At 65.4% G+C, this 20,648-nt stretch carries 15 protein-coding genes; 10 read left to right on the top strand and 5 right to left on the bottom strand.

Annotated elements, in window-relative coordinates:
* Nucleotides 1–25 precede the first annotated feature (25 nt).
* On the bottom strand, nucleotides 26–655 hold the full coding sequence (gene rutR, locus ACK8CP_RS17240) for an HTH-type transcriptional regulator RutR (RefSeq protein ID WP_414832623.1): 630 nt from the start codon (nucleotides 653–655) through the stop codon (nucleotides 26–28).
* Between the two features lie 120 nt (nucleotides 656–775).
* On the opposite strand from rutR, the gene ACK8CP_RS17235 reads away from it, so the two are divergent.
* From ACK8CP_RS17235 to ACK8CP_RS17205, 7 genes are all read left to right on the top strand, one after another.
* Nucleotides 776–2,044: a Zn-dependent hydrolase gene (locus tag ACK8CP_RS17235; protein WP_414832622.1), complete on the top strand. Its 1,269-nt coding sequence runs from the start codon at nucleotides 776–778 to the stop codon at nucleotides 2,042–2,044.
* A 193-nt stretch (nucleotides 2,045–2,237) separates the two neighbouring features.
* Nucleotides 2,238–2,543 carry an endonuclease domain-containing protein gene (locus ACK8CP_RS17230; protein WP_414832621.1) on the top strand — a complete coding sequence of 102 codons (306 nt, stop codon included), beginning with the start codon at nucleotides 2,238–2,240 and terminating at the stop codon, nucleotides 2,541–2,543.
* Between the two features lie 184 nt (nucleotides 2,544–2,727).
* Entirely contained in the window at nucleotides 2,728–4,182 is a 1,455-nt protein-coding gene (hydA, locus tag ACK8CP_RS17225; RefSeq protein ID WP_234629255.1) for a dihydropyrimidinase, read from the top strand.
* Nucleotides 4,183–4,241: 59 nt separating this feature from the next.
* Nucleotides 4,242–5,090: an ABC transporter ATP-binding protein gene (locus tag ACK8CP_RS17220; RefSeq protein ID WP_414832620.1), complete on the top strand. Its 849-nt coding sequence runs from the start codon at nucleotides 4,242–4,244 to the stop codon at nucleotides 5,088–5,090.
* Between the two features lie 195 nt (nucleotides 5,091–5,285).
* The gene (locus ACK8CP_RS17215; protein ID WP_414832619.1) at nucleotides 5,286–6,218 is read left to right on the top strand and encodes an ABC transporter permease; all 933 of its coding nucleotides are present in this window, start codon (nucleotides 5,286–5,288) and stop codon (nucleotides 6,216–6,218) included.
* Entirely contained in the window at nucleotides 6,215–7,357 is a 1,143-nt protein-coding gene (locus tag ACK8CP_RS17210; protein ID WP_414832618.1) for an ABC transporter permease, read from the top strand. The genes ACK8CP_RS17215 and ACK8CP_RS17210 overlap by 4 nt, the downstream gene beginning before the upstream one ends.
* A gap of 32 nt (nucleotides 7,358–7,389) precedes the next feature.
* Nucleotides 7,390–8,388, top strand: coding sequence for an ABC transporter substrate-binding protein (locus ACK8CP_RS17205; protein WP_234629259.1), 999 nt, complete (start codon nucleotides 7,390–7,392; stop codon nucleotides 8,386–8,388).
* 44 nt (nucleotides 8,389–8,432) lie between these two features.
* Here the strand turns inward: ACK8CP_RS17205 and ACK8CP_RS17200 are convergent, their stop codons facing one another.
* Both ACK8CP_RS17200 and ACK8CP_RS17195 read right to left on the bottom strand, forming a co-directional pair.
* Complete coding sequence (locus ACK8CP_RS17200) at nucleotides 8,433–8,966, bottom strand: MgtC/SapB family protein (RefSeq protein ID WP_414832617.1); 534 nt, start codon at nucleotides 8,964–8,966, stop codon at nucleotides 8,433–8,435.
* Nucleotides 8,967–9,127: 161 nt separating this feature from the next.
* A complete protein-coding gene (locus ACK8CP_RS17195; RefSeq protein WP_414832616.1) occupies nucleotides 9,128–11,302 on the bottom strand; it encodes a malate synthase G in 2,175 nt (724 codons plus the stop codon).
* Nucleotides 11,303–11,450: 148 nt separating this feature from the next.
* Here ACK8CP_RS17195 and ACK8CP_RS17190 point away from each other — a divergent pair, with 148 nt between their 5' ends.
* The 3 genes from ACK8CP_RS17190 (at nucleotide 11,451) to pbpC (ending at nucleotide 19,772) form a co-directional block, all read left to right on the top strand.
* The gene (locus ACK8CP_RS17190) at nucleotides 11,451–12,101 is read left to right on the top strand and encodes a 5'-methylthioadenosine/S-adenosylhomocysteine nucleosidase (RefSeq protein WP_414834291.1); all 651 of its coding nucleotides are present in this window, start codon (nucleotides 11,451–11,453) and stop codon (nucleotides 12,099–12,101) included.
* Nucleotides 12,102–12,198: 97 nt separating this feature from the next.
* On the top strand, nucleotides 12,199–17,679 hold the full coding sequence (locus tag ACK8CP_RS17185) for an alpha-2-macroglobulin family protein (protein ID WP_414832615.1): 5,481 nt from the start codon (nucleotides 12,199–12,201) through the stop codon (nucleotides 17,677–17,679).
* Between the two features lie 62 nt (nucleotides 17,680–17,741).
* The gene (gene pbpC, locus ACK8CP_RS17180; RefSeq protein ID WP_414832614.1) at nucleotides 17,742–19,772 is read left to right on the top strand and encodes a penicillin-binding protein 1C; all 2,031 of its coding nucleotides are present in this window, start codon (nucleotides 17,742–17,744) and stop codon (nucleotides 19,770–19,772) included.
* A 27-nt stretch (nucleotides 19,773–19,799) separates the two neighbouring features.
* Here the strand turns inward: pbpC and ACK8CP_RS17175 are convergent, their stop codons facing one another.
* Together ACK8CP_RS17175 and ACK8CP_RS17170 are read right to left on the bottom strand one after the other, a co-directional pair.
* On the bottom strand, nucleotides 19,800–20,126 hold the full coding sequence (locus tag ACK8CP_RS17175; RefSeq protein WP_128290763.1) for a helix-turn-helix domain-containing protein: 327 nt from the start codon (nucleotides 20,124–20,126) through the stop codon (nucleotides 19,800–19,802).
* Nucleotides 20,113–20,493, bottom strand: coding sequence for a type II toxin-antitoxin system RelE/ParE family toxin (locus ACK8CP_RS17170; RefSeq protein WP_128290762.1), 381 nt, complete (start codon nucleotides 20,491–20,493; stop codon nucleotides 20,113–20,115). Before ACK8CP_RS17170 ends, ACK8CP_RS17175 begins: the two co-directional genes overlap by 14 nt.
* Nucleotides 20,494–20,648 lie beyond the last annotated feature (155 nt).

The following is a 20,648-nucleotide window of genomic DNA, read 5'->3' as shown; positions in this document are numbered from 1 at the left end:
GAGGCGCGCCCGGTCAGCCGCCCCGTCAGCGTGGCAGGAGGCCCTCGAGAACCACCCGCCGCACGGTCTCGGCCGCGGTGTCGAAACGCGTCTCGTCGTCGGAGGCGAGCACCGCACGCACCTGGACATCGAAATCGGCGTAATGCTGGGTCGTCGCCCAGATCATGAAAATGAGATGGCGGGGATCGACCGGACGGAGGCGGCCGGCCGCGATCCAATCGGCGATGATGCGCGATTTTTCATCGACGATCGCCTTCAACGGCCCGTGGAGGAATGCGGTGATGGCGCCGCCGCCCTGCAGGATCTCGCTCGCGAAAAGCCGCGACGCCGCCGGATTGTCGCGCGACATGGCGATCTTGGCGTCGATATAGCGAGCCAGCTCGTCCGCCGGATCGCCGTCGGCCTTCATCGCGGCAAGGGGCGCGAGCCATTGCGCCAGCGTCTCTTCGAGCACCGCGACGTAAAGGCTCTTCTTGCGCGGGAAGTAATAAAGAAGATTGGGCTTCGACATGCCGGCCTTTTCGGCGATCTCGTCGAGCGTGGCGCCACGATAACCATAGGCGGAAAAGACGGAAAGCGCTGCCTGCAGAATGGCTTCGCGATTGACGGTCTGAATGCGCGTTCTCTTCCTCTTGGAGATGGCATCATCCAGCATCTTTGCCCCGCCCGAACGGATGCCTACTTGCTAGGCAGTCAGTCCAGCTTTTCGCCTTGACCGTAAATTAAGCCCCACCTAGCGTGAGATTTGACCATTTAGTCAAGTTTTCTGCCCCGCATGGCAGAAACCACAGGGGGGAATGCTGTGGACTCCAATCTGCGGATCAATGCCGACCGGCTTTGGAATTCCATTCACGAAATGGCCGAGATCGGACCGGGCCTGCGCGGAGGCAACAACCGCCAGACCTTGACCGATGACGACGCCGAGGGCCGTCGTCTGTTCAAGACATGGTGCGACGAGGCCGGGCTCACGATGGGCATCGACGAGATGGGGACGATGTTCGCCCGTCGCGAAGGCACGGACCCGGACGCCCTGCCCGTCTATGTCGGCTCGCATCTCGATACGCAGCCGACCGGCGGCCGCTATGACGGCGTTCTGGGCGTGCTCGGCGCGCTGGAAGCCGTGCGCTCGCTCAACGATCTCAACATCAAGACGAAGCACCCGATCGTCGTCGTCAACTGGACGAACGAGGAAGGTGCGCGCTTCGCACCGGCGATGCTCGCCTCCGGCGTTTTCGCCGGCGTCCACACGCTCGATTACGCCTATGGCCGCAAGGATCTCGAAGGCAAGACCTTCGGCGAGGAGCTCGCCCGCATCGGCTGGAAGGGCGACGAGACAGTCGGCGCGCGCAAAATGCACGCCTATTACGAATTGCATATCGAGCAGGGCCCGATCCTCGAAGCCGAGAACAAGGAAATCGGCGTCGTCACCCATTGCCAGGGTCTCTGGTGGCTCGAATTCACGCTGACCGGCAAGGAGGCCCATACCGGCTCCACGCCGATGGCGATGCGCGTCAATGCCGGCCTCGCCATGGCCCGCATTTTCGAGATGGTGCAGAAGGTGGCGATGGACGCCCAGCCGAACGCCGTCGGCGGTGTCGGCCAGGTGACGTTCCAGCCGAACTCCCGCAACGTCCTCCCCGGCAAGGTCGTCTTCACCGTCGATATCCGCACCGTCGATCAGGAGAAGCTCGACGGCATGCGCGCCCGCATCGAGAAGGAGGCGGCCGCGATCTGCGCCGAGATCGGCGTCGGCTGCGAGGTGGAGGCGGTCGGCCATTTCGATCCGGTCACCTTCACGCCCGAGCTCGTCGCCACCGTGCGCAAGGCCGCGGAGACGCTCGGCTATGCCCATATGGACATCGTGTCGGGCGCCGGCCACGACGCCTGCTGGGCGGCAAAAGTCGCCCCCGCCACCATGGTCATGTGCCCCTGCGTCGACGGCCTGTCGCACAATGAAGACGAAGACATCTCCAAGGAATGGGCCGAGGCCGGCGCCAATGTCCTCTTCCACGCAGTACTCCAAACGGCGGAGATTGTGAGCTGAGCGGCACTCACTGCCGAAGCGTTCGGGCTCAGGGAGGATCGGATGAGATGTTCGGTACGGTCTCCTTCGACCCCCCCCCTATCCCCTCCCCACAAGGGGGAGGGGGATATGCCGTGCTTGCCGGGTCATGCCGATGACACCCTCCACGATCGAACCTCGGACGATCGGCCTGGCGCGCGCATTCCGGCGCGACATGACGCTCGGCGAGAGGAAGCTATGGAACGAGCTGCGCGAGCTTCGCCGGCTCCATGGGGTTCACGTGCGAAGGCAGGCACCCATAGGGCCGTATATCGCCGATTTTGCCGTTCACTCCGAGAAGCTCGTCATCGAAGTGGATGGCCACCATCATCTCCACAGCAGAACCGCTGCGAGAGATCGCACGAGAGATGCGTGGCTGAAAACTCAAGGATATCGCATCCTGCGCTTTTCGACCGCCGAGATCGACGAAGCCTTCGACGGATGCGTGGAGGAAATCCTGCGGGAGCTGGGGATTGCGTGAGAAGAGAAATCCCCCGTTCCGCGCGAAGCGCCGATCTCGAGGGAGAGCCCCAGCCACAGACAAAGCCTCGATTGCAGAAGCTGGGCGGGGCAGAGTGGTCATCCCTCCCCCTTGTGGGGAGGGAATGAGGGTGGGGGTCTTCGGAGTGCAAGTCCGGAAAAGAGTTTAGGGGAGCAAGAGCGCCATGACCAAGATCATCAAGGGCGGAACGGTCGTCACCGCTGACCGCACCTACAAGGCCGACGTCTTCATCCAGCACGACAAGATCGTGGCGATCGGCCCCGATCTCAATCACGACGCCGATCACGTGATCGATGCGACCGGCTGCTACGTGATGCCGGGCGGCATCGACCCGCACACCCATATGGAAATGCCCTTCATGGGCACGCATTCGACCGACGATTTCGATTCCGGCACGGCCGCGGCGCTTGCCGGCGGCACCACGATGACGGTCGATTTCTGCCTGCCGGCGCCGAACCAGGGCCTCATCGACGCGCTCCAGCAATGGTATCAGAAGGCTGGAAAAGCGCGCACCGACTACTCCTTCCACATGGCCATCACCTGGTGGGACAAGCAGGTCTTCGACGAGATGCCGAAGGTCGTCGCGCAGGGCATCAACACCTTCAAGCATTTCATGGCCTACAAGGGCTCCTTGATGGTGAACGACGACGAGATGTTCGCCTCCTTCTCCCGCTGCGCGGAGATCGGGGCGATGCCGCTCGTCCATGCCGAGAACGGCGATGTCGTCGCCTTCCTGCAGCAGAAGCTTCTCGCCGAAGGCAACAACGGGCCGGAAGCGCACGGCTTTTCGCGCCCGCCGGAAGTCGAGGGCGAGGCCGCCAACCGCGCCATCATGATCGCCGACCAGGCGGGCGTGCCGCTTTATATCGTGCATGTCTCCTGCGAGCAGACGCATGAGGCGATCCGCCGGGCGCGCCAGAAGGGCATGCGCGTCTTCGGCGAGCCGCTCATCCAGCATCTCCTCCTCGACGAGACGGAATATCTGAACGACGATTGGGACTATGCCGCCCGCCGGGTGATGTCGCCCCCCTTCCGCAGCAAGGACCATCAGAACTCGCTCTGGGCGGGGCTTGCCGCGGGTTCTCTCCAGGTCGTCGCCACCGACCATTGCGCCTTCACCACGGAGCAGAAGCGCATGGGGCTCGGCGATTTCACAAAAATCCCGAACGGCACCGGCGGCATCGAGGAGCGCCTGCCGCTTCTGTGGACCTATGGCGTCCGGACGGGTCGACTGACGATGAACGAGTTCGTCGCCGCCACCTCCACCAACATCGCCAAGATCCTCAACATCTATCCGCGGAAGGGCGCGATCGTCGAAGGCGCCGATGCCGACATCATCATCTGGGATCCCGAGGCGACGAAGACGATCACCGCAGGGAGCCAGAAATCGGCGATCGACTACACGGTCTTCGAAGGCATGCCCGTGCATGGCCTGCCGCGGATGACCCTGTCGCGCGGCCGCGTCGCCTATGAGGAGGGCGAGGTGAAGGCCGGCACCGGCGATGGCCGCTTCGTGGAGCGCCCGGCCAATCCGCCGGTTGCGAAAGCGCTGTCGACATGGAAAGAGCTCACGGCCCCGCGCCGCGTGGAGCGCGCCGGCATTCCGGCTGGTGTTTGAGGAGCCACATGCACAACGCCTCTTTCATCCCATCAACGCCTTCGGGAGCCTAGAGGCCCATGGTCGAAGCTGACACCACACCCGCAACGGCCGCGCCCCCCAAATCGGCGCCCCCCAAACCGGCGCATACCGGCGCGGTCATCGCCGCATCCGGTCTCTCGCTCACCTTTCAGACGGCCGACGGCCCCGTCCAGGCGCTCGCCGACATCGATCTTGCGATCCATCGCGGCGAATTCGTCTCGCTGATCGGCCCGTCGGGTTGCGGCAAGACCACCTTGCTGCGCGTCATCGCCGATCTCGAACAGCCGACCTCGGGTGAGATCACCGTCAACGGCGTCTCGCCCGATGCGGCGCGCCGCGAGCGCTCCTACGGCTATGTCTTTCAGGCGGCGGCGCTTTATCCCTGGCGCACCATCGCCAAGAACGTCGCTTTGCCGCTCGAAATCATGGGGCTGCCGAAGGCGGAACAGCAGAAGCGGGTCAAAAAGAACCTCGATCTCGTCAACCTGGCGGGGTTTGAGCGCAAATTCCCCTGGCAGCTTTCCGGCGGCATGCAGCAGCGCGCCTCCATCGCCCGCGCGCTCGCCGTGGAGCCGGATCTTCTCCTCATGGACGAGCCTTTTGGCGCCCTCGACGAGATCGTCCGCGACCACCTCAACGAACAGCTCCTGCAGCTCTGGGCCAAGACCAACAAGACCATCGTCTTCGTCACCCATTCGATCCCCGAAGCGGTGTTTCTGTCCTCGAAGATCGTCGTCATGTCGCCGCGCCCGGGCCGCATCTACGACGTCATCGATTGCGGCCTCCCCCGCGACCGCGGCCTCGACATCCGCGAGACGCCGGAATTCCTGGCAATCGCCCACCGCGTCCGCGAAGGCCTCCGCGCCGGCCATTCCTATGAGGACTGAGATGTCGGAGCGCGACCTTGAGATCGATCCGACCGGAGCGTTTTTGCGCTCACAAGCCGGCCTGAAACAGTGGGGCGGCGGCGACGCAATTGGCGTTCCCCTCCCCCTTGTGGGGAGGGGACAGGGGTGGGGGTCGAACGAAGACCTGAAGGCGGCCGCTTGTCCGCCCAAAAGCCCAGTCGGAGAGCCCCGCCTATGAGTGAGATCGCGGAGCCCGGTGGCGGGGTCGGTTATGCGCCGCGCGTGTGGGTTCAGCGCATCTTCGCTGGCCAGACGGGCCCAGTTCTCGTCGTCGTCGCGGCGCTGATTCTCGTCTGGTATGCGGGCGCGATCTATCTCAACGCCCCGCAGCAGATCGATCGTGACCGCCGTGCCGGCATCGAACGCAATTTCATCGATTTCGCCGCCGCCACCTACGCCCAGGAGCGTCCGGTCCTGCCAGCCCCGCACCAGGTCGCCGCAGAGATCTGGAAGACGACCGTCGAGGTGAAGCCGACCTCGAAGCGCAGCCTCGTCTACCACGGCTGGGTGACACTCTCCTCCACTCTCACCGGCTTCGGCATCGGCACGCTTCTCGGCATCGTGCTGGCGATCGGCATCGTCTCCTCGCGCACGCTCGACAAGAGCCTCATGCCCTGGATCATCACCTCGCAAACGATCCCGATCCTGGCGATCGCGCCGATGATCGTCGTCGTCCTCGGCTCGCTCGACGTCCCGCCGATCTGGGCGAAAGGCACCGTCTCCGCCTATCTCGCCTTCTTCCCCGTGGCCGTCGGCATGGTGAAGGGGCTGAGATCGCCCGACCCGATGCTGCTCGATCTGATGCGCACCTATTCGGCGAGCCCGGCACAGACGATGGCAAAGCTGCGCCTGCCGGCCGCGATGCCGTTCCTGTTTGCGAGCCTCAAGGTCGCGATCGCCATTTCGCTGGTCGGGGCGATCGTCGGCGAGATGCCGACGGGCGCCCGCGCCGGGCTCGGCGCGCGCCTTCTCTCCGGCTCCTATTACGGTCAGACGGTGCAGATCTGGTCGGCCCTCCTCGTTGCAGCCTTCATGGCGGCGATCCTCGTCACCATCGTCGGCATCGCCGACCGCATGGTGCTGCGCCGCATGGGGGTGAAAGCGTGAGCGCAGCACATGTCACCGCCGAGCGGCCGCAAAGCCAGGGCGCGTTTCTTCTCACCCTCCTCGCGGCGATCCTCGCCATCGTCGCGCTGCCGTTTCCGGTGGCCGAAGGCGGGTCGCGCGTCGCCGGTTCGTCGCTTCTCCTCGGCGCTCTTCTCCTCGTCGTGCCGATGGCCGGCTGGCCCCGCATCGTCGGCTTGCGCCTTCTCCTCAATGCCGTCATCGCGACGGCGGCCTTCACCCTGCTTCTCTTTTTTCTGTCTGCCATTGAAGGCCGGGCGGGGCTCGGCTTTTGGGCGACCCTTGCCGCAACCGCCCTTCTCACCGTGCAGGTGATGCGCGATCTCGCGCGCCTGACGGAGGGGCGGCCGACGCCTCTCCGCCGTGCCTTCTCGCTCGCCGTACCCGTCGTCTTCGGCCTTTGGCTCCTGATCTTGTGGGAATGCCTGGTGCGCGGCTTCGGCGTGCCGCCGGTGCTGTTGCCGCCGCCGAGCGCGATTGCCGTCACCTTTGCCTCCTCGCTTCCCACGCTCTGGGCCGATTTCAGGCAGACGTTTCTGAAAGCCGTCATTGCCGGCTATGCGATGGGCTGCGGCGCCGGCTTTCTCCTTGCCCTTCTCGTCGACCGCGTGCCCTTCCTGAAGCGCGGGCTCCTGCCTGTCGGCAACCTCGTCTCGGCGCTTCCGATCGTCGGCATCGCCCCGATCATGGTGATGTGGTTCGGCTTCGACTGGCCGTCGAAGGCGGCCGTCGTCGTCGTCATGACCTTCTTTCCGATGCTGGTGAACACGGTTTCGGGCCTCAATGCCGCCGGCGCCATGGAGCGCGACCTCATGCGCACCTATGCGGCGACCCACACCCAGTCGCTCATCAAGCTACGCCTGCCGGCGGCGCTGCCCTTCATCTTCAACGCGCTCAAGATCAACTCCACCCTCGCCCTCATTGGCGCGATTGTTGCAGAGTTTTTCGGCACGCCGATCGTCGGCATGGGTTTCCGCATTTCGACCGAAGTCGGACGCATGAACATCGACATGGTCTGGGCGGAGATCACCGTCGCGGCGATCGCCGGATCGCTCTTTTACGGCCTCGTCGCCATGATCGAGCGGGCGCTGACATTCTGGCATCCGTCCTATCGCCATTAGGGCGGCGGCCCCAAAAAGAGAGGGAGAATGGTATGAAGCGAGTTTTGGCAGCTCTCGGACTGGCCGTCGGCATGTCCGCCGTCGCCGCCGGCCCCGCAGCTGCGGACGACAATGTCGTCTTGCAGCTCAAATGGGTCACGCAGGCCCAGTTCGGCGGCTATTACGTGGCCCAGGACAAGGGCTTTTACGAAGAGGCCGGCCTTGATGTCGAAATCAAGCCGGGCGGCCCCGACATCGCGCCCGAACAGGTGATCGCCGGCGGCGGCGCCGATGTCATCGTCGACTGGATGCCGGCCGCCCTTGCGGCCCGCGAGCGCGGCGTCCCCCTCGTCAACATCGCCCAGCCCTTTGCGAAATCCGGCATGGAGCTCACCTGCCTCAAAGAGACCGGCATCACCAAGCCGGAGGATTTCAAAGGCAAGACGCTCGGTGTCTGGTTCTTCGGCAACGAATATCCGTTCCTGTCCTGGATGAGCCATCTCGACATCCCGACGACGGGCGGCGAGGACGGCGTCACCGTCATCAAGCAGGGCTTCAACGTCGATCCGCTGATCCAGAAGCAGGCCGATTGCATCTCCACGATGACCTACAACGAATACTGGCAGGTGATCGACGCCGGCATCCCGGAGGATGAACTCGTCGTCTTCAAATACGAGGATCAGGGCGTCGCGACCCTCGAAGACGGCCTCTACGTCATGGAGGAGAACCTTCAGGATCCCGAATTCGTCGACAAGATGGCCCGCTTCGTGAAGGCCTCCATGAAGGGCTGGGACTATGCCCGCGAGCACCCGGACGAGGCGGCCGAGATCGTGCTCGACAACGACGACACCGGCGCCCAGACCGAAAAGCACCAGAAGCGCATGATGCGCGAAATCAACAAGCTGACCGAAGGCTCCGACGGCACGCTCAATGTCGAAGATTACGACCGCACCGTGAAGACGCTGCTCGAAGGCGGTTCCGACCCGGTCATCACCAAGGAGCCGGAAGGCGCCTACACGACAGCCGTCACCGACAAGATGAAGGAGATGTGAGCCGGGCTCACGTCACATCGCGCGCATGACAATGAAAGGGAGGCTCAGGCCTCCCTTTTTTCTTCCCCGCCGGCACGGCTGTCCCCATCACCCTCATCGCCCGGCACTTTCGCGGAGACGATCCTGAGCGCCAGGATGATGAAAAGCCCGATCCCGGCCCCAAGCATGGCGATGATGCCGTAACCGAGGCCGGCCGCGGCGCCGATCGCCCCCGACAGCCACATGCCCGCGCCCGTCGTCAGCCCTTCGACCCGGCCGCGCGCATGCAAAATCACACCCGCGGCAAGAAAGGCGACGCCCGCCGTGATGGAATCGATGAGCCGGATCGGATCTGAGCGCACATTGTCCCCGGCGCCCTCGTAAAGAGCGACGATCTCGAGCGTCAAAACCGCAAACGTCGCAGCCGCGAGCGCCGTCACCATATGCGTGCGCAGACCCGCGGGCTTTGCCTGCCACTCGCGTTCGAGACCGAGAATCGCCCCGAGCACGGCCGCCAGAATGAGCCGTGCCGCGATGACCGCGACAGGCGTCGTCGTGGTCTCGAACAGACCGTTCAGGGCCAGGCTCAGTTCCTCCATGCCGTTCCTCCTCGCCGTTCCTCAGACAGGGAGCGAACACATGTCTTGCCCTCCGGTTGCGTCGCATTCCAACCGGAGCAGAGCGCCGAAACGAAAACGGCAGGCGTTGGGGCCTGCCGTTTCCTTACTCGTCGATTTGCCACAAATCGGCCGCGAGGGGCTCAGCCGTGCTTCGCCTTCGCCTCGATGCGCCGGCGATAGAGGATGGGCTCGGTATAGCCTGAAGGCTGCACCCGGCCCTTGAGCACCAGATCCTTGGCCGCCTGGAAGGCGACGCTGTCGTCGTAGTTCGGCGCCATCGGCCGGTAGCTCGGATCGCCCTCGTTCTGGCGGTCGACGACCTTCGCCATGCGCTCCAGCGTCTCCACGATCTGCGCTTCGCTGACGACGCCATGGTGAAGCCAGTTCGCCATATGCTGAGACGAGATGCGCAGAGTGGCGCGGTCTTCCATCAGCCCGACATCGTTGATGTCCGGCACTTTCGAGCAGCCGACGCCCTGGTCGATCCAGCGCACGACATAGCCCAGAATGCCCTGGGCATTGTTGTCGAGCTCGGCCTGGATCTCTTCGTCCGTCCAGTTCGGGCTCTCCGCCACCGGAATGGTGAGGATGTCGTCGAGGCTCGCTTTCTCGCGGCTCTTCAATTCCGCCTGGCGCTCGAGCACATCGACCTTGTGGTAGTGGATCGCATGCAGCGTCGCCGCCGTCGGCGACGGCACCCAGGCCGTGTCGGCGCCGGCTTGCGGATGGCCGATCTTCTGCTCCAGCATCGCCGCCATCTTGTCCGGCATCGCCCACATGCCCTTGCCGATCTGCGCGCGGCCTCGAAGCCCGCAGGCAAGGCCCACATCGACGTTCCAATCCTCATAGGCGCGGATCCAGGCAGAGCCCTTCATGTCGCCCTTGCGGATCATCGGGCCGGCTTCCATCGAGGTATGGATCTCGTCGCCGGTGCGGTCGAGGAAGCCCGTATTGATGAAGACGACGCGGTTCTTCGCGGCGCGAATGCATTCCTTGAGGTTGACGGTGGTGCGCCGCTCCTCGTCCATGATGCCCATCTTCAAGGTGTTGCGCGGCAGGCCGAGCGCATCCTCCACACGCCCGAAGAGCGTGTCGGAGAAGGCGACCTCGAAGGGGCCGTGCATCTTCGGCTTGACGATGTAGACGGAGCCGGTGCGGCTGTTGCCGCGACGCCCGTTCGGCCCGATGTCGTGCAGCGCGATCAGGCTCGTGCACATGGCGTCGAGCATGCCTTCGAAGACCTCGTCGCCGTTCTCGTCGAGCACCGCGGACGTCGTCATCAGATGCCCGGAATTGCGCACGAGCATCAAGGAGCGGCCGGGCAGGACGAGCTCCGATCCGTCGGGCGCGGTATAACGCCGATCCTCGTTGAGCGCGCGGGTCTTCGTCTCGCCGCCCTTTTGGAAGGAGGCGGTGAGATCGCCCTTCATCAGGCCGAGCCAGTTGCGATAGACGAGCGTCTTGTCCTCGCCGTCGACCGCGGCGACCGAATCCTCGCAATCCTGGATGGTGGTGACGGCCGATTCCAGGATCACATCGGCGATGCCGGCCTGATCGGTGCCGCCGATCGGGTGATCGCGGTTGATGACGATCTCTGCGTGCAGGTGGTGGTTCGCAAGAAGGACGGCCGAGGGCGAACCCGCCTCGCCGCGGAAGCCTGCAAACTGCTCCGGCGCTTTGAGACGGACCGAACGCCCCTCCTCGACCCAGACGGCGAGCGCCTGGTCCTGCACGGACAGCCCCTTCGCGTTGCGCCAGCTGTCGCCATCGAGCGGGAAACATTCATCGAGGAAGCCGCGGGCGTAGGCGATCACCTTCTCGCCGCGCTTCGGATTGTAGCCGCTACCGATCTCCGCCCCATCGTCTTCGGAGATCGCGTCGGTGCCGTAAAGCGCGTCGTAGAGCGAGCCCCAGCGTGCATTGGCGGCGTTGAGCGCATAGCGCGCATTCATCACCGGAACGACGAGCTGCGGGCCCGCGATGGTGGTGATTTCGCGATCGACATTGTCGGTCTCGACGGTGACCTCGCCGCGCTCTGGCTGCAGATAGCCGAGCTCGCGCAGGAAGGCGGTATATTCCGCCGCTGAGGTTCCCTTGCCGCGACGCTGGCGGTGCCAGTCGTCGATGCGCGCCTGCAGCCGCTCGCGCTCTGCCAGGAGTGCGCGGTTCTTCGGGGTGAGATCGCGCACGATCGCCGCGAAGGAATCCCAGAATGTCTCCGGCGCGATGCCTGTGCCGGCCAGAGCCTCGTTGTTGACGAAATCATAAAGCGGGCGGGCAACCTTCAGTCCCCCGGCCTCGACACGGTCACTCATGACGCATCCCCCTGTTCTCGCCCTCCGGTCGCTTGCCAACGTCCGGAGCATGGTGTTGTTGCCGTGTGATCTAAGGAATTTTCCATTCTGTCAAACTGGCGGAAAGGCTGAGAGGCGGGGTTCGAAAGTGTCAGAGCCGAAAATCGAAATGGTCGGAGGCTTCGGCCTCCTCTTCATCATGGCGACCGAGCAGGAATATCGCAGCGAGCTGCGGGCGCGCATTCACCCCCTGATCACCGGCGTCGGCCCGGTGGAAGCGGCCATCAGCACCACGGCCTTTCTCGCCCAAGCGAAGCCAGAGGAACGCCCGGATCTCCTCGTCTCCATCGGCAGTGCCGGCTCCAGGGCACTCGAGCAGGGCGCGGTCTATCAGGCGAGCCACATCAGCTTCCGCGATATGGATGCCTCGCCGCTCGGCTTCGAGAAGGGCCGCACGCCCTTCCTCGATCTTCCGGCGGAAATCGAAATCCCGCAGCAGATCGGCGACGTCGCCGCCGCAAGGCTGTCGACCGGCTCCAACATCGTCTCCGGCGCCGCCTATGATCTCATCGATGCGGACATGGTCGACATGGAAGGCTTTGCGGTGATGCGCGCCGGCCATGCCTTCGACCTGCCGACGATCGCCCTCAAAGGCATCAGCGACGGCAAGGCGGACCTCCGCCATTTCCGTGACTGGGCCGACTATCTGGAGGCCGTCGACGAGTCTCTCGCAAAGGTGATCGACCGGCTGGAGGGCGCCATCGCCGCCATGGATCGCGCCTACTGGACGCAACTGCCACATCGCACGGCGGCGCGCTGAGAGCCCGCCGTACGCAGGGTTTCGGCAGGAGCCGCTTTACCGCCATAGAGGCGCCCCTTATGCTCGCCTGACGCAGAAAAGTGTTGGGGAGCGTGCGGTGTTTGCACTGTTTCGCGGATTTCCGGCGGCCCTTGCCGCCCTTGCCGTCGTCTTTCTCACTCTCCAGCCAGAGCCTGCGAACGCCCAGGCACAGGAGCGCCGGCTTCTGACCACGGAAGGCGCCGATTATTTCGGCGGCGATTACGACGTCATCAAGGATGTCGAGCTCGAAGGCTGCAAACGCGCCTGCGTCGTCGATGGCCGCTGTGCCGCCTTCACCTACAACACCAACGCCAAATGGTGTTTTCTGAAGGAGGAGGTCGGCGATCTCCGCGCCGTCAAGGCCGCCATCTCCGGCCGCATCGTCACCTCCGATCTGCCGACCTTGTCGCTTGCCGAAGAGCGCACGGCCGAGCTCTCCTTCCTACCCGCGCGCTTCATCGACGAGGCGCGCCGCCTCTCCGGCGATCTGGCGCGGGCCGACAGCGCCCCCTCGCTCGACGCGGCACTCGCCCTGGCCGACAAGGCCGCGGTGAACGGCAATTATCTCTTCGCCGCAACGCAACTCAAAAGCGCGCTCAAGATGGCCCCGGATCGCGTCGATCTGTGGCTGCGGCTTGCCGCCGTCAGCGCCGAGGCGACCTCCGACGACTGGCAGACCCGCCAGCGTCTCGCCGAAGAGCGCACGGCCGCCGCCGTCGACGCCTACCTTCACGCCCGCGGCTCACGCGACCGCGCCGCAGCTCTTGCGCTTCTTGCCCGCTCGCTTGGCGAGCGTGACGAGTGGAAGCCGGCAATCAAGGCCTACCGCGCAAGCCTCGCGCTCGAAGAGCTGCCGGACGTGCGAAGCGCCTATGAAAGTGCGGTGGCCGAACACGGCTTTCGCATCGTCGACCATCAGGTCGATTCCGACGCCGCCGACCCGCGCATCTGCCTCAATTTTTCCGACCAGCTGCCCGCGACGCGTTCCGATCTGAGCGATTTCGTCTCGATCGAAAATGCCGACAATCTCGCCGTCGAGGCAGAGGGCCAGCAGATTTGCATCAGCGGCGTCGAACATGGCCGCCGCTACCGCATCACCGCCCGCGCCGGCCTGCCGTCTGCCGACGGCGAGGCGCTTCTGAAATCGGCGACCCTCGACATCTATGTGCGTGACCGCTCGCCCGCCGTGCGCTTCTCCGGCAATGCCTATGTCGTGCCGGCCGGCGGCAGCGCCTCCCTGCCCGTCACCACCGTCAACACCTCGACCGTCGAGGCTTCGCTCTACTGGATCGCCGATCGCGGCATCGCCGAGACCCTGCGCAACGGCAATTTCCTCGACCAGCTCTCGCAATGGCAGGCGGACGAGATCGAAAGCGAGAGAGGCCGCAAGGTCTGGGAAGGCAGTGTCGACGTCGAAACCCGCCTCAACCGCGAGGTGGTGAGCGCCATTCCGATCGGCGAACTCGTCGACGATCTTGAGCCCGGCATCTATGTCCTCGTCGCAAACGCGGAAAACGACGCCCAGGATTGGGGCGCGAAGGCGACGCAGTGGTTCCTCGCAAGCGATCTCGGGCTTGCGACCTTCGCCGGCAATGACGGGCTCAATGTCAGCCTGCGCTCGCTCGCAAGTGCGGAGCCCGTCGAAGGCGTGCATCTGCGCCTCATCGCCACCAGCAATGAGATCCTCGGAGAAGCCGACACCGATGCGGACGGCAAGGCGAATTTCGCCCCCGGCCTCATTCGCGGCACCGGTGGCATGGCGCCGGCCCTCCTCGCCGCCGAGACGAAAGACGGCGACTACAATTTCCTCGATCTCACAAAACCGTCCTTCGACCTCACCGACCGTGGCGTCGAAGGGCGTGCGGCGCCCGGCCCCGTCGACGTCTTCCTGACGACGGAGCGCGGCATCTACCGCGTCGGCGAGACCGTCTATCTGACGGCGCTGGCCCGCGATTCCCGCTCAACGGCGCGCACCGATCTGCCGCTGACGGCAAAGATCTTCCGCCCGGATGGCAAGGAAGACCGCCAGGAGCTTCTCGAGGATGAAGGCCTCGGCGGCGCGCTCGCCGAGATCGCACTCTCCGACAATGCCATGCGCGGCCAGTGGCGCGTCTCGGTCCATACCGACCCGAAAAAGCCGGCGATCGCCGAGACGACCTTCCTGGTCGAGGATTTCCAGCCGGAACGCCTCGACTTCACGCTGCAAACGGAGGCGACGCAGTTCGAGCCGGCGAACCCGCCGGAGATCACCGCCGATGCCCGCTTCCTCTATGGCGCACCGGCCGCGGATCTCGACGTGGAGGCGGAAACCATCGTCTCCACCGCCGACGAGCTTGACGGCTGGGCGGGCTACCGCTTCGGCCTTGCCGACGAAACCTTCGACACGCAGACCGCGCCCCAGTCGGGCCTTGCAACCGACGAGAACGGCCATCTCGCCTTCCGTCCGCAGCTTCCCGAGACGGCCGTCTCTTCCCATCCCCTCAAGGCGACGGTGAACGTTCGCGTCATCGATACGAGCGGCCGCCCGGTCGAGCGCAGCCTCACTTTGCCTTTGGCAGGCGACACGCCCCGGCTCGGCATCAAGCCGGCCTTCGAGGACGAGGTCGGCGAGAATTCGACTGCCAATTTCAGCGTCATCGCCTTGTCCGACGACGGGTCGCGGATCGCCGCCGACGGCCTCAGCTGGACCCTCTCCAAGATCGACACGAATTACCAATGGTACCGTTCCGACGGGCGCTGGAACTACGAGACGATCGAGACGCGCCAGCGCGTGGCAAGCGGCGATGTCTCGATCTCCGCCGAGGACCCGGCCAAGATTGCGGCCGATGTCGAATGGGGCAAGTACGAGCTTGAAGTCGCCAAGGCGGACGGCTCGCTCCTTCCCGCCAGCATGACCTTCGAGGCCGGCTGGTATTCCGCCCCGAAGACGCTCGAGACACCGGAATTCCTGAAACTATCCCTCGACAAGGAGCGCTACCGGATCGGCGACACCGCAACCGTGCATCTGGAGCCGCGCTTTGCCGGCATCGCCCAGGTGATGGTGATCGACGACCGCATCGTGGCGACGAAATCCGTCGAGGTGTCAGAAGGCTCCACCGAAATTACGCTTCCCGTGACCGAAGACTGGGGTGCGGGCGCCTATGTGACGGCCGCGCTCTACCGCCCGATGGATCTTGAGGCCAAGCGCATGCCGGCGCGCGCCCTCGGCCTGTCCTGGGCGGGCGTCGAGAACCCCGCGCAGCGGCTCGCCGTCACCATCGACGCGCCCGAAAGCGCCAAACCGCGCCAGGCTTTCGAGGCGAGCGTGGAGATCGCCGATCTCGCCGAGGGCGAAGAGGCTTATGTGACGCTCGCCGCCGTCGATCTCGGCATCCTCAACCTGACCGGCTTCGAAACGCCCGATCCGGAAAGCTATTATCTCGGCCAGCGCCGTCTCGGCGTTGAAATCCGCGACATCTATTCGTCCCTGATCGACCGTTTCCAGGGCGCACCGGGCCGTGTCCGCACCGGTGGCGATGCGGCACTCGCCCGCTTCGAGGGCCCCGCGCCGACCGAGAACCTCGTCGCCTGGCATTCCGGCATCGTGAAAGCCGGGCCGGACGGCAAGGTGACGGTCTCCGTGCCGATCGGCGATTTCAACGGCACCGTGCGCCTGATGGCGCTCGCCTGGAGCGAAAAGGGTGTCGGCCATGCCGAAAACGACGTCCTCGTCCGCGACCCGGTGGTGGTGTCGACCGCCCTGCCGCAATTCATGGCGCCGGGCGACCAGTCCCGCCTCGCGCTCGATCTCACCCATGTGGAAGGCCCCGCCGGGCCCGTTTCGGTCGAGGTCGCAAGCAGCGACGACGACATCGTGAGCGTCGCAGGCTCCCCCGTCGAGACGGACCTCGCCGAGGGCGCACGCAGCCAGCTCCTCCTGCCGGTGACGGCCGGCAAGGAAGGCGATGCGACCCTTTCGGTCCGCCTCACCACACCGTCGGGCGAGGTTCTGGAAAAGGATCTGGCGCTCACCGTTCGCGATGCGACACCGGAAGTCGTCCACACCTCCTTCGTCACGCTCGCGCCGGGCGGATCGGTCGATCTCTCGTCCGACCTTCTCGACGGCCTCGTCCCGGGTTCGGGCAAGGTGCGCGTCTCCGCCTCCGGTGCTGGACGCATCGACGTGCCGCAGATCTTGAGGAAGCTCGACCGCTATCCCTATGGCTGCGCCGAACAGCTGACGAGCCGCGCTCTGCCGCTCGTTTATCTCAACGACGTTGCAGTCGCCGCCGGCCTCGGCAGCGATGCGGAAACCGACAAGCGCATCGATAAGGCGATCGAATCGGTCCTCGCCTATCAAAGCGCCAGCGGCGGCTTCGGCCTCTGGGGACCGGGCTCCGACGATCTCTGGCTCGATGCCTATGTGAGCGACTTCCTGACCCGCGCCCGCCGCGCCGGCCACGAGGTTCCCGACACGGCCTTCACGATCGCGCTCGACAATCTGAAGAACCGCATCGCCTATGCCTCTGACTTCTCAGATGGCGGCGAAGACATCGCCTATGCGCTTTATGTGCTCGCGCAAAACGGTCGCGCCGCGATCGGCGACCTGCGCTATTACGCCGAGACGAAGCTCGGCGATTTCGCCACCCCGCTCGCCAAGGCGCAGATCGGCGCGGGCCTTGCCCTTTATGGCGATCGCAGCCTGTCGCAGACGGTCTTCCGGCTCGCGGTGTCCGAACTTCAGGAGGCATCATCGAACGAGCGGCGCAGCGATTACGGCTCCAAGCTCCGGGACGGCGCGGCGATCCTGACCCTCGCCTCCGAGACGAGTGCCGATTCCGTCGATCTGCCGCTTCTCGCCAATTTCGTCGCCGACCGTCGTGCCGAGGAAAAGCGCACCAGCACGCAGGAAGACGCCTGGTCGCTGATGGCCGCCCATGCGCTGATGCAAAGCGCCGCCCGGCCGGAGCTCGAGGTCGCAGGCAAACGCTATGACGGGCCAATGTCGACGGCGATCGAGGAAGACGCGCTGCAAGGCGAGGGACCGAAAATCGCCAATCTCTCCGCCTCGCCCGTCGATGTGGCGATCAGCGCGACCGGCAAGCCGGCCTCGCCGGAACCCGCCTCCGGCAATGGCTATCTGATCGCGCGCGAAACCTTCACGCTCGAAGGCGATCCTCTCGATCCGAGCCATGTGGCGCAGGGCGACCGCCTCGTCGTCGTTCTGACCGTCACCGCCGAACAGACAGGCTCAGGCCATCTCATTCTCGACGATCCGCTGCCGGCGGGTTTTGAGATCGACAATCCGAACATCCTGCGTTCCGGCGATGTCGGCACCCTCGACTGGCTCGATCTGTCGACCGAACCGGCGCATGTGGAATTCCGCGCCGACCGCTTCGTGGCGGCCCTCGATCGCCAGCCCGACGATCAGACCCGCTTCAGCCTCGCCTACATGGTTCGTGCCGTCTCGCCGGGGGATTTCGTGCAGCCGGCCGCCACCATCGAAGACATGTACGAGCCGGAGCTTCGCGCCCGCACCGACGCCGGACGCGTGCATGTGGAGGGGCCGCTGCGCTGAGCGAGAACGGCCCCCACACGCGCGGCCGCCGCCGGGGACGACGCCGCCTCGGCATCGGCCTCGTGCTGGCCTGCGTCCTCGCGCTCGCAGCGCCCGCGGGCCTGCGGCTCGCAGTGCATCTCACGCCTCTGCCCGACCTTCACCCGCCGACCTCGCAGCTCGTCGTCGACCGCAACGGCACGCTGCTCCGCCCCTTCCCGGTGGCGGACGGCATCTGGCGCCTCGACGCCGCGAAAGGTGATGTCGACCCGCTCTTCACGCGTCTCCTTCTCGCCTATGAGGACAAGCGCTTCTTCACCCATCACGGCGTCGATATGGCCGCGATGGGCCGCGCCTTCTGGCAGATGCTGCGCCACGGGCGCATTGTCTCCGGCGGCTCGACGCTCACCATGCAGGTGGCGCGACTTCTCGGCGACGACGACACGCGCAGCCTCGTCGGCAAGGCGCACCAGATCCTTCTGGCGCGCGCCCTTGAGACGCGCCTGTCGAAAGACGAGATCCTCGATCTCTATCTCCTGCTTGCCCCCTATGGCGGCAATATCGAAGGCGTACGCGCCGCCTCGCTCGCCTATTTCGGCAAGGAGCCGCGCCGTCTGACCGCGGCCGAGGCCGCGCTTCTCGTCGCCATCCCGCAATCGCCGGAAGCCCGCCGGCCGGACCGTTTTCCGAAGCGGGCAAAAGAGGCGCGCGACCGTGTGCTCGCCCGCGCGGCCAAGGCCGGCGCACTCCGCCCCGAAATCGCCCGCCAGGCGCGCACCGAAGCCTCGCCGGACACGCGCCATCCCTTCCCGATGCTCGCGGCCCATCTCGCGAACCGCCTCGCCCATCAGCCGGACGCGCCCCCCGTCATCGCCCTTTCGATCGATGCGGATGCGCAGGCCCGCCTGGAAGCTCTGGCGCACAAGGCGGCAAAGACGCTCGGGCGCAAGACGAGCGTCGCCATCCTCGTCGCCGACCACCGCACCGGCGAGATTCTGGCCTCTGTCGGCTCCTCCGATCCGCTCGATTTCGCCCGCGCCGGCTTCATCGACATGACGGAGCGCGAGCGCTCGCCAGGCTCCACCTTGAAGCCCTTGATCTATGGCCTCTCCTTCGAACTCGGTCTCGCCCATCCCGAAAGCCTGATCGACGACCGGCCGAGCGCCTTTTCAGGCTACACGCCGTCGAGCTTCGACGGCGAATACCGGGGCACCGTCACCGTGCGCCGTGCCCTGCAACTGTCCTTGAACGTGCCGGCAATCACCCTTCTGGAAGAGGTCGGCCCGGCGCGGCTTCTCGCCCGCATGCGCCGCGCCGGCGTGCGCCCCGCTTTATCCGACGTCTCGCCGCCGGGCCTTGCGATCGGCCTTGGCGGGCTCGGCGTCACGCTCCGCGATCTCGTCACCTTGTCGGCGGCGATCGCCCGCGGCGGGCGCGCCATGTCATTGACGGAGGAAAATGGTGAGACCGGCAAGCCGCTCGGCCGCGTCCTCTCCGAGGCGGCGGCCTGGCAGGTTTCAGACATCCTCGCCGGCGCGCCGACGCCGCTCGGCGCCAAGGCCGACAACATCGCCTTCAAGACCGGCACCTCCTATGGCTATCGCGATGCCTGGGCGGTCGGTTTCGACGGAAACCACGTCATCGGCGTCTGGGCCGGCCGCGCCGATGCGACCCCCGTTCCGGGCCTCGTCGGCATCGAGGCCGCCGCCCCGATCATGCTGGAAGCCTTCGCCCGCCTCGGGCCCACAAGGCGCCTGCGCGCCGCCCCGCCGAACCTCCTCGATGTGGCGACGGCCGATCTCCCGCCACCGCTCCGCCATGTCGCCCGCGGCGCCGAGCCGGGCACGCCGGGCCCCGAAATCGCCTTTCCGCCCGATGGCGCCCGCATCGATCTCGGCCTCGCCGACAGACATGGAGAAGGCCATGGCGAAGCGCTCGCCGTGAAACTCCGCGACGGTGCCCCACCCTTCACCTGGTTCGTCAACGGCCGCCCGGTCGGCCGCACCGCCTTTCGTCGCGAGCTCTTCTTTGAGCCGGACGGTCCGGGTTTTGCCGATGTCACGGTGCTCGACCGAACCGGCAAAGGCGCCTCCGTCCGCGTCTTCCTGCAATAGACCGCTGCCGCACCGCTCTCCGCCAGACTAAGCGATCGCTCGCAGACCGCGGTTTCGAACGAGGCTCAGGAGCTTGAGAGATGGACCTGCAGGTTTCTTTTCGCCGCGCTCCCATTGACTGACGAGACCCGCCGTCACGTTGAGATAGCGCGCGAAAACCGCCTGGCTCACCCGCTCACGCTCGCGCAGCGCTTTGATCTCGTCGGGAGAAAGCGCCTTCACAGGTGTCAGACAAAGCATGTCGAAACCACGCAGGGTCTCTTTGTCCATGAGGCCCGCCTCATGAAGGTCCGACGCCGTCTCGTGCACGGCAGCGAAAGCATCGCTTCGATACGTGTCGTCAGCCGATTTCATCACAAAGAACCTCGATCAGGGCACCGGACGCGACGGCCTTTGCCAGGGCTGCTGCGTCATATTTCAGAAACTCGGAAGCAAGCCGCTTGAACGCAACGACTTCGTCTCTCCGCAGGTTGGCACGACGGCTCTTGGCAAAAGCGTAAACGAATATCGCCCGATCACCGCAACGAAATAAGAGGATCGTTCGAAAGCCTCCAGACTTGCCTCCCTGCGGACGAGCCAGCCTTTGCTTGATCACCCCGCCCCCCAGATCAGCGTCGATTAAACCCCTCTCCAGATAGGCAACCGTTGCGCAAAGGACTTCGTCTTCGATCGCTTCATTCCGAGCAAATCGAGCGAACCACTTGTTCTTGAAAACCTTCATGCCGGCACACCCGGCCATCCCCCAACCAGGAAACAATATATAACCCTGAGTGTTACAGAACAAGTCTCCTGCGCCTCGCCGAAACGCGGCCCCCGACCAAACAAAAAGGCGGCCGCCGGAGCGACCGCCTTGTTTCTTGCCGAAGAGTGCGTGCC

Source organism: Afifella sp. YEN Y35 (assembly GCF_047553465.1).
Classification (GTDB): Bacteria; Pseudomonadota; Alphaproteobacteria; order Rhizobiales; family Afifellaceae; genus Afifella; species Afifella aestuarii.
The sequence above is the reverse complement of the archived record's forward strand: the minus strand, read 5'-3'. Positions and strand labels throughout refer to the sequence as shown.